General features: G+C 71.5%; 10 protein-coding genes. 9 read left to right on the forward strand and 1 reads right to left on the reverse strand.

Annotation, left to right across the window (positions count from 1 at the left end; translation table 11 throughout):
* Window positions 1–149 precede the first annotated feature (149 nt).
* From recC to ABZ420_RS18485, 9 genes are all read left to right on the forward strand, one after another.
* Entirely contained in the window at window positions 150–3524 is a 3375-nt protein-coding gene (gene recC, locus ABZ420_RS18445) for an exodeoxyribonuclease V subunit gamma (protein ID WP_357123890.1), read from the forward strand.
* A 223-nt stretch (window positions 3525–3747) separates the two neighbouring features.
* On the forward strand, window positions 3748–7101 hold the full coding sequence (locus ABZ420_RS18450) for a UvrD-helicase domain-containing protein (protein WP_357123893.1): 3354 nt from the start codon (window positions 3748–3750) through the stop codon (window positions 7099–7101).
* Entirely contained in the window at window positions 7098–8996 is a 1899-nt protein-coding gene (recD, locus tag ABZ420_RS18455) for an exodeoxyribonuclease V subunit alpha (protein ID WP_357123896.1), read from the forward strand. Before ABZ420_RS18450 ends, recD begins: the two co-directional genes overlap by 4 nt.
* Window positions 8997–9042: 46 nt before the next feature.
* Window positions 9043–9516, forward strand: a complete 474-nt coding sequence (locus tag ABZ420_RS18460) for a sigma-70 family RNA polymerase sigma factor (protein WP_062976866.1) — start codon at window positions 9043–9045, stop codon at window positions 9514–9516.
* The gene (locus ABZ420_RS18465; RefSeq protein ID WP_357124253.1) at window positions 9516–10124 is read left to right on the forward strand and encodes a methylated-DNA--[protein]-cysteine S-methyltransferase; all 609 of its coding nucleotides are present in this window, start codon (window positions 9516–9518) and stop codon (window positions 10122–10124) included. The genes ABZ420_RS18460 and ABZ420_RS18465 overlap by 1 nt, the downstream gene beginning before the upstream one ends.
* Entirely contained in the window at window positions 10121–10852 is a 732-nt protein-coding gene (locus ABZ420_RS18470) for a 2OG-Fe(II) oxygenase (RefSeq protein ID WP_357123899.1), read from the forward strand. The genes ABZ420_RS18465 and ABZ420_RS18470 overlap by 4 nt, the downstream gene beginning before the upstream one ends.
* 6 nt (window positions 10853–10858) lie before the next feature.
* Window positions 10859–11116 (forward strand): Ada metal-binding domain-containing protein, encoded by a 258-nt coding sequence (locus ABZ420_RS18475; RefSeq protein ID WP_357123902.1) that lies wholly within the window; start codon window positions 10859–10861, stop codon window positions 11114–11116.
* 172 nt (window positions 11117–11288) lie between these two features.
* Entirely contained in the window at window positions 11289–12302 is a 1014-nt protein-coding gene (locus ABZ420_RS18480) for an alpha/beta hydrolase family protein (RefSeq protein WP_357123905.1), read from the forward strand.
* The gene (locus ABZ420_RS18485; RefSeq protein ID WP_357123908.1) at window positions 12272–13717 is read left to right on the forward strand and encodes an MFS transporter; all 1446 of its coding nucleotides are present in this window, start codon (window positions 12272–12274) and stop codon (window positions 13715–13717) included. The genes ABZ420_RS18480 and ABZ420_RS18485 overlap by 31 nt, the downstream gene beginning before the upstream one ends.
* On the opposite strand, the gene ABZ420_RS18490 is transcribed toward ABZ420_RS18485, so the two are convergent.
* Window positions 13650–15863, reverse strand: coding sequence for an MMPL family transporter (locus ABZ420_RS18490; RefSeq protein ID WP_357123910.1), 2214 nt, complete (start codon window positions 15861–15863; stop codon window positions 13650–13652). The two genes, ABZ420_RS18485 and ABZ420_RS18490, sit on opposite strands and share 68 nt — an antisense overlap.
* Window positions 15864–16117 lie beyond the last annotated feature (254 nt).

Here is a 16117-nt window from a genome sequence, read left to right on the forward strand (position 1 = left end):
TGTGACACGGCGGAGTAATCCGTTCTCGTGTGGTCTATTTCACTGGCGTCCCGATGGGGCGGTGCAGTTGCGCGTCGGTCGCTGGGCGTATAAACGTGCACGAAGTCCGAGGCCAGCGCAGCCGGACCCCATCGATCGAGAGGGCGCAGATGCCGCTGCACATCCACCGTGCCGAGCGCGCCGACGTGCTCGCCCGGGTGCTCGCGGAGGTGCTGGCCTCGCCGCAGGCGGATCCCTTCGCGGCCGAGGTGGTCGCGGTACCCGCGAAAGGCGTGGAGCGCTGGCTGACGCAGACGCTCTCGGGGGTGCTGGGCGCGGACGGCTCGGGCGACGGCGTGTGCGCGAACGTCGTGTTTCCCTCACCCGCGGCGCTGGTCGCCGAAGTGCTGGCCGCGGCGAGCGAGGTCGCGCCCAAGGAGGATCCGTGGGCACAGGAGCGCGCGGTGTGGTCACTGCTGCGGGTGATCGATGCGTCGCTGTCCGAGCCGTGGTGCGCGGTTCTGGCGAGGCACCTCGGCGCACGCGGCACCGCGGGCGGTGAGCACCGGGCCGGTCGGCGCTATGCGACCGCGGCCCGGATCGCCGCGCTGTTCGACAGCTATGCCGCCCAGCGGCCCGCGCTGATCACCGAGTGGGCGGCGGGCCTGGACACCGACGGGACGGGCGCCCCGATGCCCGACGACCTGCTCTGGCAGCCGATGCTGTGGCGCGGGCTGCGTGCCGCAATCGGGGCGCCGAGTCCGGCCGAGCGGCTCGAAACCGCCTGCGCGCGGTTGCGCGCGCGGCCGGAACTGGTCGCGCTGCCGCCGCGGCTGTCGTTGTTCGGCGTGACCCGGTTGCCCAGCGACCAGCTCGCCGTCCTGTCGGCGCTGGCCGCGGGCCGCGACGTCCACCTGTGGCTCGTGCATCCCAGCCCGGTCCTCTGGTCGGCGCTGAGCGAGCTGCCGACCGCCCGCACCCGGGCCGAGGACCGCAGCGTCACGGCGATCGCCCACCCGCTGCTGGCCGGACTGGCCCGCGACGTGCGGGAGCTGCAGCAGCGGCTGGCCGTACCCGCCGCCACCGGCTCCGACACCTATCATCCGAGCATCTCTGCCCGATCCGAAGCCGGTGTCGCGGAGGACGATTCGCCCGCGACACTGCTGCGTGCGCTGCAACGGGGCATCCGGGACGACCGGTGGCCGCCGGTGCCGGGGAAAGCCGCCGCCGACGGCACCGTGCAGGTGCACGCGTGTCACGGCCCCGCACGGCAGGTCGAGGTGCTGCGGGAATGCCTGCTCGGGCTGTTCGCGGCCGACGCGACACTGGAGCCACGGGACGTGCTGATCATGTGCCCGGAGGTGGAAGCGTACGCGCCGCTGGTGCGCGCGGCCTTCGGGCAGCGCACCTCGGGGACGCCGGAGGCGCAGGCCGACTCCGAACATCCGGCGCACCGGCTGCGGGTGCGCCTGGCCGACCGGGGACGCGGTGTGACCAATCCGCTGCTCGCGGTGATCGCAGCGCTGCTCGAGCTGGCCGACGGCCGGGTGACGGTGACCCAGGTGCTCGACCTCGCGGCCGCCGAGACCGTCCGGCGCCGTTGCGGATTCGACGACGACGACATCGAACGACTGCGCGAGTGGGCGGCCGAATCCGGGGCGCGGTGGGGCATCGGGCAGCGGCAGCGCCAAGCGTTCGGTCTCGCCGATTTCGCGCAGAACACGCTCAACAGCGCGGTGGACCGGATCCTGCTCGGCGTCACCGCGGGCGAGACCTCGGACGATTGGCTGGATCTCGCACTGCCCTTGGACGACGTGGACAGCAACGACGTCGACCTCGCCGGGCGCTTCGCGGAGTTCATCGACCGGCTCGCGGTGTGTCTGCGTGACCTGCGCGGCCCCCGGCCCGCGCACGAATGGGCGGCGGCGCTGGGGCGTGCACTGGATCTGCTGACCGACGTACCGGACGCGCAGGCATGGGTGCGCACCGAGGCCAGGCAGGAACTCGCCGCCGCCACCGACCACGCGGGCGAGGTGTCGTTGCGGCTGGCCGATGTCGGTGTGCTGCTGCGTTCGCGGCTGGCCGCGCGTCCCACCAGGGCCAATTTCCGCACCGGTGAGCTGACCGTCTGCACGATGGTGCCGATGCGGTCGGTGCCGCACCGGGTGGTGGTGCTGCTCGGCCTCGACGACGAGATGTTCCCCCGCGCGAGCGCGGCGGACGGTGACGACGTGCTGGCCCGCGAACCGCTGCTCGGCGAACGCGATCCGCGCAGCGAGGACCGGCAGATGCTGCTGGACGCGATCCTCGCGGCCCGGGACGCACTGCTGGTGTTCCACACCGGCGCCGATCCGGTCAGTGGGGCACACCGCCCGCCCGCCATTCCGGTCGCCGAGTTGCTGGACGCGCTGCGCGCTCATGCCGGCGCCGCTGCGATGCGTACGGTGGTGACGCGGCATCCGCTGCAGTCCTTCGATCGCCGGAATTTCCGGGCCGATCAGCCGTTCAGCTTCGACACCGCGGCCTTGGCCGGCGCGTGCGCGGCCGACGGACCCGCACAACCGCGGCCCGTATTCCTGCCCGCGCCGCTGCCCGCCGCGGACACGGCGGATGTCGCGCTGGCCGACTTGATCTCGTTCGCCGAGCACCCGGTGCGTGCCTTCCTGTGGCAGCGTCTCGGTCTGCGGGTGCCCGAGCACGACGAGGACATCGCCGACCGGCTGCCCATCGAACTCGACGGCCTGGCCAAGTGGGAGCTGGGCGAACGCCTGCTCACGGCCCGCCTGACCGGCGCGGACCCGGCCGGGTTGCGGGCGGCGGAGTGGCGGCGCGGCACACTGCCGCCCTTCGGATTCGGCGCCGCCGTGCTCGACGAGGTCGAGCACACCGTGGACCGGCTGGTGCGCGCCGCGCAGGCGGACTACGCGGGCCAAGCGCGCGCGGTGGACATCGCGGTCGACCTGGGCAACGGACGACGGCTCACCGGCACCGTGCCCGAAGTGCGCGGCGACACCCTGGTCCGCACCACCTTCTCCCGCTTGGCTCCCAAACACCGGATCGCGGCGTGGGTTTCGCTGCTCGCGCTGACCGTCACGGAGGATCGGTCCTGGCGGGCCGTGAGCACCGGCCGCGGCCAGTTCGGCCGTCCTGCTTGGCGTTGCGAGCTCACCGCGCCCGACGTGCCCGCGGCCGGGGAGATCTTGCGTCAGCTCGTCGCGCTGCGCGACGCGGGCCTGACCGAACCGCTGCCGGTCGCGCCCGCCGCGTCCGCGGTCTACGCCGAGCGCCGTCTCCGTGGCGCGAGCATCGACGACGCGATCGCCGCCGCGGAGCGCGAATTCAACGGCGGCCCCAACGGCCCAGGGCCGTTCGGCGATCACACCGACCGTCACCTGCGCTACGTCTGGGGTCCGGCGCCCCGGCTCGAGGACCTCATGGCCGCGCCCGCCGCGGCGGGCGAGCCGGGGGAGAGCACCCGCTTCGGTGCGCTGGCCCGGCGGATGTGGGCACCGCTGCTGGCCGCGGAAAACCAGGGCCAGCCGTGACCGAACACGCGGCGGCCGGACGCCCTCGACGGTTCGGCGCCATCCGGTGCCGGACGTCGGAATACACCGCCCCGGCGCGTGTCGGTCGCCGGTGGACGCACGGGCGCGCGGCAGAATGTCAGCTCGGACAATCGCTTCGGGACCGTGCGGCGTGGCAGGCCACCGAGGCGAGCGCGAAGGCCGCGGACCGCGTGAGCACCGGCCGCGCAGGAGGGAGGCACGCATGACCGTGCAGGAAACCTCCTTCGACGCGGCCGCTTTCGACGCCGACGCGTTCGAGCCGTACGGGCCGCTGCCGACCGGGACGACCGTGCTGGAGGCCAGCGCGGGCACCGGCAAGACGCACGCCATCGTCGGTCTGGCGGTGCGCTACGTCGCCGAGGCCGGGGTCGGCATATCCCAGTTGCTGCTGGTGACATTCAGCCGTGCGGCGACCCAGGAGCTGCGGGAACGCACGCGCGACCGATTCGTCGCCGTGGCCGCCGGATTGGCCGACCCGGCAGCGGCCCGCGCGCACGCGGACGAGCTGGTCCGCCATCTCGCGCAGGCCGGGGAAGACGAAGTCCGGCTGCGGCAGCGGCGGTTACTGACCGCCCTGTCGGATTTCGACGCAGGCACCATCGCCACCACACACAGCTTCTGCCAGCGCATGCTCGACGAACTCGGGCTCGCGGGCGAGCACGACCCGGGCACCAGGCTGGTGGAGACCGTCGACGACCTCGTCGGCACCGTCGTCGACGATCTGTATCTGCACCGCTATGCCCGCGCCGAACCGCCGTTCTCGGTCAAGGAAGGCCGCACGCTGGCGCTGGCCGCGGTGCGCGACCGGCACGCCGCGCTGGTGCCCGACGACGCTGCCGGTGAGCGCGTGGCGTTCGCGCGGGCCGTGCGCGCCGAGACCGAGCGCCGCAAGCGACTGGCCGGGCTGCGCGACTTCGACGACCTGCTGGTGCTGCTGCACGAGGTGCTCGCCGATCCGGAGCACGGCCCGCGCGCGTGCCGCCGTATCCGCGCGCGCTACCGGGTCGCCTTGGTCGACGAGTTCCAGGACACCGACCCCCTGCAATGGGACATTCTGCGCAGGTCGTTCCACGGGCACGCCACCCTGGTGCTGGTCGGCGATCCCAAACAGGCGATCTACGCCTTCCGCGGCGCGGAGGTGCTCAGCTACCTGGACGCGGTCGCGCACGCCGATACCCGTCGTGAGCTCACCACGAACTGGCGCAGCGACGCGGGACTGCTCGCCGCCCTGGACCATCTGCACGGCGGTGCGGCGCTGGGGCACGAGGAGATCCGCGTGTATCCGGTCGCCCCGACCAGGGGGTGGTCGCGGCTGTCGGGAGCCGGCGAACTCACCACGCCGATGCGTGTGCGGTGCCTGCCGCGCACCGGCGCGGGACCGCTGAACAAATCCGGCTTCCCGGCCGTCGGGCGGATGCGCGCCGAGGTCGCCGCCGATCTCGCCGCGGATATCGTCCGCCTGCTCGAATCCGGCGTATTCCTGGAGTCGGCCGCTCCCGGGGAGACGGCGCGCAGGCCGATCGGACCCGGCGACATCGCGGTGCTGGTGCGCACCCGCTCGCAGATCGACGTGGTGCGCGCCGCGCTGGACCGCACGGGCGTCGCCTCCGTACTGGCCGGCGGCGTCAGCGTGTTCGCCACCAGCAGCGCCACCGATTGGCTGTGGGTGCTGCGGGCGCTGGAGCAGCCGCATCGCGGCGACCGGGTGCGGCTGGCCGCGTGCACGCCGCTGTTCGGCGTGACAGCGGCCGAGATCGATAGCGGCGGAGCGGATCTGGTCGGCCGGGTCAGCGCCCAGTTGCGCGAGGCGGCGCGATTGTTCACCCGCGCGGGATTCGCGGCCGTGTTCGAGAAGATCTCCACCGAAGCGGGCCTTGCGCAGCGGCTGCTGGCCGTCGAGAACGGGGAGCGACAGCTCACCGACCTGCGGCATATCGCGCAACTGCTCGATCAGGTCGCACTCACCGATGGTCTCGGGCTGACCGCGTTGACGCGGTGGCTGGCCGACCGGGTGCGCGATCCCGCCTCCGGCGCCGTCGCCGACCGCAGCCGCAGGCTCGACCGGGACGCCGCCGCCGTCCAGATCGCCACCGTGCACGCGAGCAAGGGGCTCGAATTCCCCGTCGTCTACCTGCCGTTCGCCTGGGACAGCGCCAAGAATCCCTATCCGGCGACGTTGCTGTTCCACGCCGACGACGGCACCCGCGTGCTGGACGTCGGCGGTCCGGATGCGCCGGGATACGCCGAACGCAAGGCGCGCAGCGAGGCCGAGGAGGCCGGCGAGGAACTGCGGCTGCTGTACGTCGCGCTGACGCGGGCCATGTGCCAGATCGTCGCGTGGTGGGCGCCCGCGATCTCCACCGCGGCGTCGCCGCTGCACCGGATGGTCTTCGGGCGCTCCGATCGGGACGCCGTCATCGCCAACCGAGCCGCGGTGCCCGCGGATGCTGTTGCCGCGCAGTCTCTTTCGGCATGGGCGCAGACCGCGGGAGCGGCGATCTCGGTGACGGCGGTCGCCGGGACCGGCGACGTCGAGATCCGGCGGGCGCGCACCGCACCCGGGCAGGGCGCGTTGGCCGCCGCGCGCTTCGACCGGGTGCTGGACCAGCAGTGGCGGCGCACCTCGTACTCGGCGTTGACCGCGTCCGCGCACGGGCCGGCGGCGGTGGAACCCGACAGTGAACCGGAGGATCCGCGCGGGCCGGGCGACGAGCCCGCGGGCACCTCCCTGCTCGGCGCGGAGCCGGAACCGGCGGGCGCGGCGTCGCTGATGAACGCGCTGCCTTACGGCGCGGAGTTCGGCACGTTGGTGCACGGCGTCCTGGAGCGGATCGATACCGGCCGCCCGGATCTGGCGGACGAGGTGCGCGACCGGTGCCGCGAGGCGGTGGGCGAGCTGATGGCCGAGATGGATCCGGAGGTGCTGGCCACCGCACTGCTGGCGGTGCTGCGCACCCCACTCGAGGGCGGCTGCCTGGCCGACATCGCCCCCCGCGACCGCCTCAGCGAACTCGAGTTCGAATTGCCACTGGCGGGTGGGGATCGCGTCGGCGCGGGCTCGGCGACGCTGCGGCATATCGCGGGCTTGCTGCGTGAGCATCTCCCGGCGGACGACGACATGCTCCCGTACGCCGACCTGGCGGCGGCGCTGGAGGACATCCCGCTGCGCGGCTACCTGACCGGCAGCATCGACGCCGTGCTCCGCGTCGCGAGCGGCGCGGAGCCGCGATTCGTCGTCGTCGACTACAAGACCAACCGGCTGGGCACCGGTGATCTCACCGTCGCGCACTACACCCGCGACCGGATGGCCGCCGAGATGCTGCGTTCCCACTATCCGCTGCAAGCGCTGCTGTATTCGGTGGCGTTGCACCGGTATCTGCGCTGGCGGTTGCCCGGCTACGATCCCGCCCGGCACCTCGGCGGGGTTCGGTACCTGTTCGTGCGCGGCATGATCGGACCCGAGACCCCCGCCGGGTGCGGTGTCTTCGACTGGCACCCGCCCGCCGCTCTCGTCGTCGCGCTGTCGGCGCTGCTGGCCGGGGAGGCGGCGCAGTGACCTCGATCCAGGTGGCGCAGCGGGGAACCGGGCTGCTGCGCACGTTCAACGAGGCGGGCGTGCTGTCGGCGGCCGACGTGCACGTGGCGCTGCGGTTGGGCCGGCTGGGCCGGGAATCGTCGGAGCCGGTGCTGTTCGCCGCCGCGCTGGCCGTGCGCGCGGTGCGTTCCGGCTCGGTGTGCCTGGAATTGCACCGGATGCGGGAGATCGGCGTCGACGCCGACGAGACCTGGGACGCGGGCGTCGATCCGGCGACGCTGCCGTGGCCGGACATCCCGGCGGTGGTCGACGCGCTGCGGGCGAGCCCGCTGGTGCTCGGCGGGCCCGCGGGCCCGTTGCGTCCGCTGCGGCTGGTCGAATCCCAGGGGGCGGGCGATTCCGGCCCGCTGCTCTACCTCGACCGGTACTACCGGCAGGAGCAGACGATCCGGCGGGTGCTCACCGAGCGCTCCGCGCACCATCCGGTGGTCGATCCGCACATCGTGCGACGCGAGCTGGACCGGTTGTTCGACGCGCAGGCAGGCACCGCGCCGGACCGCCAGCGGCTGGCCGCCGCGCTCGCCGCGACGCACTGGACCACCGTGGTGGCAGGCGGGCCGGGCACCGGCAAGACCCACACCATCGCGCGGATCATCGCCTTGCTGTCCGCGCACCGTGCCGCCGAGCCGAAGCTGCCCGCCCTGCGTATCGCGCTGGCCGCCCCGACCGGCAAAGCGGCCGCGCGGCTCCAGGAAGCCGTGCGCGAGCAAGCCGTCTCGCTCGGACTGCCCGAACTCACCGCCGCCACCCTGCACCGGCTGCTCGGCTGGCAGCGGGGACGCAGCACCCGGTTCAAGCACCACGAGTTCAACCGGCTGCCCTACGACGTGATCGTGGTCGACGAGACCTCGATGGTCTCCTTGACCATGATGAGCAGGTTGCTCGCCGCGCTGCGCCCGGACACCCGCCTGATCCTGGTGGGCGATCCGGACCAGCTCGCCTCGGTCGACGCGGGCGCGGTACTGGCCGACCTGGTCGCCGGACCGGTCGCCGCCACTCCGAACCCCGTCCTCGACGAGATCCTCGGGCCGGAGACGGCCGCCGATCACCCCGAGTCGTTGACCACGCTGGAGCGCACCCGCCTGCGCGGCGGCATCGTCCGGCTGACCAGGGGCCGCAGATTCGGCGGCCGGATAGCGGACCTGGCGGTGGCGGTGCGCGCGGGGGACGCGGACACCGCGCTCGAGCTGTTGCGGGCGGGCGGCGACGAATTGTCGCTCGGCGCGTCCGACGAACTCACCGCGGTGCGCGCCGACGTGGTGCGCGCCGCGGGCGCGGTCACCGCCGCCGCGCTCGACGGCGACGCGGCGGGCGCGTTGAGCGCGCTCGAATCGCATCGCGTGCTGTGCGCGCACCGGCAGGGGCCGTTCGGCGTCGAGCGCTGGGACCGGATGGCCGCGGAGTGGGCCGCCGCCGGGGGAGTGGGCCCCGATGCCCACCAGGCGCCGTGGTACCCCGGACAACCGCTGCTGGTCACCGCGAACGACCACGAGGCGCGGATCTACAACGGCGACACCGGCGTCGTGGTGCGCATGCCCGACGGTTCGCTGCGTGCGGCGCTGCAACGCGGCAGCGAACCGTATCTGGTGCATCCCACGCAGTTCCCCGCGGTGGTCACCGTGTTCGCCATGACGATCCACCGCAGTCAGGGCAGCCAGTACGACACCGTGTCCGTCGTCCTGCCGGAGCCCGAATCGACCCTGCTGACCCGGGAATTGCTGTACACCGCGATCACCAGGGCGCGACGGCACGTCCGGATCATCGGCACCGACGAGTCCATCCGCGCGGGTATCGCGCGGCGGGTGCTGCGCGCCAGCGGGCTGTCGCGCCGGGAGGGAGAATCCGGGCCCCGATGACGGAATCTCACATTCCCGGCGCCCGCGGCGTCTACCCGGTGTGAGCCTGCCCCCGTTCGAGGAAATAGTGGCCGAATACGGCCCCATGGTGTTGCGCGTCTGCCGGGCGGTGCTCGGCCCGTCCGACGCGGCCGACGCCTGGTCGGAAACGTTTCTCTCGGCGCTGCGCGCGTTTCCCGGTCTCCCCTCGGAGACGAACATCGAGGCATGGCTGGTGACCATCGCGCATCGCCGCGCGATCGACGTCGGGCGAGCGCTCACACGTGCGCCCGTCCCGGCCGAGTCGTTGCCGGAACGTCCCGCCACCGCCCCGGGACCCGCCGACTACGACCCCGACCTCTGGGCCGCCCTGCGCGCGCTGCCCACCAAGCAGCGCCAGGCGGTCGCCTACCACTACCTGGCCGGGCTTCCGCACGCGGAGATCGCCGAACTGCTCGGCAACTCGCCCGACGCCGCCCGCCGCGCCGCCGCGGACGGCCTGAAGACCCTGCGCAAGCTCTACCCGAAGGATGAAGCATGATGGCCACCCTCGACCGCGGCGACGGGTTGTCGCGCGCCCTGACCCCCGACGCCGACCTGCTCGCCACCCTGCACGCGCGACTGACCGCCGACGCCGAAGCGGAGGGCCTGCTCGATGTCGCCTACCGCCTGCTGGACACCCCCGTCGGGACGTTGCTGCTGGCCGCGACGCCCGCCGGACTCGTCCGCGTCGCCTACCCCACCGAAGACCACGACGCGGTGCTCGCCACGCTGGCCGCCCGGATCAGCCCCCGGATTCTCGCGGCGCCCGCCCGGCTGGACGCGGCGGCGCGGCAGATCGAGGAGTACTTCGCGGGCAGCCGAACGCATTTCGACCTGCCGCTGGATCTGCGGCTGGCCGCGGGATTCCGCCGTCAGGTGATCGAGCACCTACCCGCCATCGGCTACGGACAGCGCGCGAGCTACGGCGCGGTGGCCGCCGCGGTGGGCAACCCGCGTGCGGTGCGCGCGGTCGGCTCCGCCTGCGCCCGCAATCCGCTGCCGGTGGTGATCCCGTGCCACCGGGTGGTGCGCGGCGACGGGTCCATCGGACAGTACGTCGGCGGCATCACCGCCAAGCACGCGCTGCTGAGCATGGAGGCGGCATGAGCGCGCTCGCGGAATCCGAAGCTTCCCCGGCCGAGCGCGTCGAGGCCCAGCCGTGGCGGGCACTGCTCGAGGACATCGACGCCCACGGCTGCGCGGCGACCGGACCGATCCTCACCCCGGCCGAGTGCGCCGAGTTCACCGCCATGTGGGACGACCTCGCCCGCTTCCGTTCCACCGTCGACATGGCACGCTACCGATTCGGCGAAGGCACCTACAGGTACTTCGCGAATCCGGTGCCCGAGCCGATCATGGCCCTGCGAGCGGCCTTCTACCGAAGACTGCTGCCGTCGGCGCGGTCCTGGGCCGAGCGCTTCGGCGACCCGGCTCCGTGGCCGGACGACTTCGCGGACTGGCTCGACACCTGCCACGCCGCGGGCCAGACGAAGCCGACCCCGATCCTGTTGCGCTACCGCCGCGGTGACTGGAACGCCTTGCACCGGGATCTCTACGGCGAGCTGGTCTTCCCGCTGCAGGTCGTCATCGGCTTGGACCGGCCCGGGATCGACTACAGCGGTGGGGAATTCGTGCTCGTGGAACAGCGGCCGCGCGCACAGTCGAAAGCGACTGTCTCCCTACTGGAACAGGGGCACGCGCTGATCTTCACCACTCGTGATCGGCCGACGCGATCGAGCCGAGGGTGGTCCCGCGCCCCGATGCGCCACGGCGTCAGCCGTGTGCGCGGCGGCCTGCGGCACACATTGGGCCTCGTGCTGCACGACGCGGAGTAGCCGCCGGTGTACAAGTTGCTCGGCGGTGACGGCCGGGCTTATCCCAGCGCAGTGCCGGGACGGTACGGCGGTCATCGCCGCAGCCGGATCTACGGTCGCCTCGACTGCCCGTCCGCCCTGCGGGCCCTCGGTCGTGGGGGCTACCGGCGGCACCGCGTCTTCTTCGCCACCGAACTCGACGCGCTGGCCGCGGGTTATCGCCCCTGCGCCGTTTGCCTCCCCGAGCGATACGCCGTGTGGAAAGCCCTGCACCCGTCTCGATGAGGGTGGTAGCGCAGGACGGCGATGGCCGCACGCCCGAATTTGGGAATATTCGGAAATGGCCGCCGAGCGGAATTGGTAAGAGACACAGGATCGTTCGAACATCTGGCGGCCCGGCCGGGCGATGTTATTGACTGCGAATTCGAGCCCTCCCACTCGGGGCCAGGAGTCCGACATGCCCGAATATTTGCAGCGAACAGGCGCGGCACTCGCCGCGGTCCTCACTTTGGCCGGTGCGTTGATCACGGGTGCGCGGCCGGTCCGCGCCGACCCGCCGCAGAGCGTCGTGGCGGCAGACGCCTCGCGAATAGTGGAAACCCGTTTCGAATCCGACCGGCAATCGGACCTCGAGGTGTATTCGGCCGCGATGAACAGCACCACGCGGATTCGTCTGCTGCGCGCGGCCGATCCGGATGAGCCCGCGCCGACGTTCTATCTCCTCAACGGCGCCGACGGCGGCGCGGACAAGAATTGGCTCGAGGGCACGGATCTCGTCGATTTCTTTCGCGACAAGCAGGTGAACGTCGTCATCCCCTTCGGCGGTGCGGGCAGCTACTTCACCGACTGGCGCAGCGACGACCCGGTCCTGGGCAGGCAGCGCTGGTCCACCTTCCTGACCAAGGAGCTGCCGCCGCTCGTCGACGCCACGTTCAACGGCTCCGGAGCGAACGCCATCGCCGGCATCTCGATGGGTGGGACCTCGGTGTTCCAATTGGCCATGGCCGCACCGGGTCTGTACCGCGCGATCGGTTCCTACAGCGGCTGCGTGCGCACCAGCGATCCCGCGGGCCAGGCGATGGTCCAAGCGGTGGTCACCCAGCAGCGCGGCAACGTCGTCAACATGTGGGGGCCGCCGAGCGATCCCGCGTGGCGCGCGAATGATCCGTACCTGCACGCGGACCGGCTGCGCGGCCTCGCCATCTACGTCTCCGCGGGAACCGGGCAGCCCGGGTCGATGGACACTCTCGACGGCGTGCACGGCGACATCTCGCACCTGCTGTATCAGCTGTTGTTCGGGGCACCGCTGGAGGCGGTGGCGAATCTGTGCACGCATCAGTTGCAGGACCGGCTGCGCCGGCTGGGTGTCGCGGCGACCTTCGATTTCCGGCCGAACGGCACGCACTCCTGGGGCTACTGGCAACAGGACCTGCACAATTCGTGGCCGATGATCGAAGCGGCGATTCGATGACCCGCAAAGAGGCAGCGGTGGCGCTCGGCTCGTTCGGGGCGTGCCTGATCTCGGTCTTCATGCAGATGATCGATGTGACGATCGTCAACACCGCCCTTCCGGTCGTCACCGCGGAGCTGCGGGCGACGCGGTCCGAACAGTTGTGGGTGGTGGCCGGTTACTCGCTGGCGTTCGCCTGCGTGCTGCTCACCGCCGCGCGCGTCGGCGCGATCGCCGGGCGCCGCCGGATGTTCCTGTGGTCGGCGGCGGCCTTCACGGCGGCCTCGGTGTGGTGCGGGATGTCCTCCAGCGCGACGGAACTGGTGATCGCCCGGATCGTCCAGGGTGTGGCGGGGGCGGGAATGGCGGCGCAGACCATCGCCATCATCACCGCGAGCTTCCGGCGCGAGCACCATCAGTACGCCTTCGCGGTGTACGGCGCGACAGCCGGTTTCGCAGGCATGCTCGGCCCGATCCTGGGCGGCGCGCTGATCACCCTGGATCCGTTCGGGCTCGGCTGGCACGCGATCTTCCTGATGAATCTGCCGCTGGGCGTGCTGGCGATGGCGCTGGCCGCGGGGTACCTGCGGTTGGGTCCGGCGACGGATCGGGCCCCGCTGGATCTGCGCGGGACCGTGGTGGCCACCGCGGCACTGTTCCTGCTGCTGTTCGCGCTGTCGGACAGTCAACAGGCGGGCTGGCGTCCGTCGCACGGGATGTACATCGCGGGCTCGGTGGTGCTCGGCGCGGTGTTCGCGGCCCACGAGCGCGCGACGCGCCGCCGCGGCGGCCGCGCGCTGGTGCGGCTCGACCTGTTCTCCGACCGGGGCTTCGCGGTCGGATCGGCGCTGGTGATGATCTTCTTCGGCCTGTTCACCGCGTTCGTGTTCACCGTCTCGATCCTGCTGCAGGACGTGTTGCGGTTCTCCGCGCTGCGAACCGGTCTGGCGATGACACCGTTCGCCCTCGGCGCGGGCGCGGGCGCGGTGCTGTCGCCGATATCGGTGAACCGCTGGGGGATCCGGGCGCCGGCCGCCGGAATCGCTGTCTTCGGCGGGTGCGTACTGGTGGGGGTGGGATACCTCTACGTGGAATCAGGGGTGGTGAACTTGCCGCTGGTGGTCGGACCGGTATTCCTCGCAGGCTTCGGGGTCGGGGTGTTCGGGGTGCCGCTACAGCCACTGATGCTGGCGGATCTGGACGATCGGGCCATGGGTGAGGCGTCGGGTTTGCTTCCCACCATCGAACAGATCGGTAATTCGGTCGGACTGGCGGTGCTCAGCGCGCTGTTCTTCCGCGCGCACACGCTGTCGGGCAGCATGATCATGCTCTCGGCCATAGCCGCCGCGGCCCTCGGCCTCGCCGCGCTCACGCTCGCGCTGCCGGACCGCGCGCGGGCGGCCGCGAGTCCGTGGAGCTGGTCGACCGCGAACTGAGCGCATCCCCGCGCAGCACGCCGCGTCGCAGCCAGGACGGAGCCCACCAGCAGGCGTCGCCGAGCAGGCGCATGATCGCGGGCACCAGCAGCATGCGCAGGATCGTCGCGTCGATGAACAGCGCCGCGACCATGCCGAAGGCGATGTACTGCATCATGACCAGATCCGACAGCGCGAAGGCTCCGGTCACAACCAGCAGGATCAGGGCGGCGGCGGTGATGATCCAGCCGGTGCGGGCGATGCCGGCGCGTACCGCCTCCGTGGTGGTCGCGCCCGCCGCCCGCGCCTCCACGATGCGGGCGAGCAGGAAGACCTCATAGTCGGTCGACAAGCCGTAGATCACCGCGACGATCAGCACCAGCACCAGCGCCATGATCGGCTGCGGGGTGAAGTCGAGCAGACCCGCGCCGTGACCCTCGACGAAGATCCAGGTGAGGATGCCGAGCGTGGAGCCGAGCCCGAGCAGATTCAGCACCGCGGCTTTCAGCGGCAGCACCACCGAGCCGAAGGCCAGCACCATCAGCACGGTGGTGACCAGGAAGACGAGCGCGATCATCAGCGGCATCCGGCGCAGCAGCGCGTCGACGCTGTCGCGCTGCTTCGCGGGCTGCCCGCCGATCAGCACTGTCGTGCCCTTCGGCGTCGGCATGGAGCGCAGATAGTCGATGGTCGCGTTCGCGTCGTGCGCGTCACGCAGCACCGTCGAGGTGGTGAAGACATTCGGATGCCCCGGTCCCTGCACCGCGCGCGGGAACGGCGCGATGAGGCCAGGGGCCCGGCCCGCCTGGGCCACCACCCCGTCGACGTCGGTGGTGTCGTGGGTGATCAGCACCAGGTCGACCGGGTTCATCTGACGCAGCGGGAAGACCTGATCGAAGTGCTGCTGCGCCGTGCGAGCCGGATGCTGCGGCGGCAGGAAGCGCTCGGAGATGCCGCCGAAGGCCACGTCGCACACCGGGGCGATGAGCACCACCAGGACGGCCACCAGCGAAACCGCCACCGCCAGCGGCCTGCGCATGACCCACCCGGCGACACGGCCCCACGGATTGTCCCGCTCGCGGTCGCTCGCCCGGCGCGCGTGGAAGCGGTTGAAGCCCAGCCGATTCACCCGCGTGCCGAGCACGGCCAGCATGGCGGGCAGCACAGTGATCGAGATCAGCGCCGCCAGGGTGACCGTCACCATCGCGCCGAAGGCGAACGAGCGCAGGAAGCCCTGCGGGAACAGCAGAATGGCACCCGCCGCGACGACCACGATGACCGCGGAGAACACGACGGTTCGTCCGGCGGTCGCGACCGTGCGCCGTACCGCCTCGGGCACCTCGTAACCGTCGGCCAACTCCTCGCGGAACCGGCTCACGATGAACAGGCCGTAGTCGATGGCCAGGCCGAGACCGATCATCGAGACCACCGGCGAGACGAAGGAGTTCACCTCGGTCACGGTGGTCAGGGCCCGAATGATCCCCCACGCCCCCAGCACCGTCAGCCCACCGACGACGAGCGGGAGCGCGGCCGCCACGACGCCGCCGAACAGGAAGAACAACAGCACCGCCACGGCGGGAACGGCGAACAGCTCCATCCGCCGCTGATCGTGGGCCATGGTGTCGTTGAGGGCGGCGGCGACCGGCTGCCCGCCGGCGACCTCCATATCGATGCCCGGTATCGGGAACTCTTCGGCGACCGTTCGATAGTTGCGCATCACCACCGTGTCGTTGCTGCCGCGAATGGCGACGGAGGCGAAGGCATAGTCGCGGTCGGGGGAGCCGAAGACATCCGGTAGGTCGAGTCCGGTGTCGGTGGGCCAGTAGCTGGCGTTGATCTTGGTGATCTGGTCCGGAAAGCGTTGCGGCAGGCTGTTCAAGTGGTCGACGACCGTGGCGGCGAAGGCGGGGTCGTCGATCGTCTTGCCTGCCGGGGCGTGGAACAGCAGGAGCACGTCGGCGATGTGGTCGTGGCCGAATGCCTCGTCTTTGAGCCGAGCCGCGCGCGCCGATTCCGAGGTCGGATCGTCCCATCCGCTGACGCTGAGGTGATCGCCGAGGCCGAGGCCGTACACACCGAGGGCGAGTAGTCCGGCGACCATGACCCCGATGACCGTGAATCGCCGCCGGACGAGCGTATCGGTCCAGCGCGTGAACTCGGCGAACAATGCCGCCTCCTATTCGATGACATCGCATTTCGACGCGGGTTCGAACGGTGAAAACCTAGCAATATCAATGTTTTTCGCCAGCGCAGGAGCCATAGTTTCGAGATGCCACAAATGGGTCGGCGGGTGAATTGTGAACTGTCCCTGAGTCCGCGACGGTGGATGTGGCGGCCGTTACGCTGAGGCCGTCGCCAGCTGCGCACACGCTAATTCGTGAATCGCCGAAGAAAATGGCGGTCAACTTGATCCGACCCGGA

The sequence above is a fragment of the Nocardia sp. NPDC005745 genome, assembly GCF_040630775.1.
Classification (GTDB): Bacteria; Actinomycetota; Actinomycetes; order Mycobacteriales; family Mycobacteriaceae; genus Nocardia.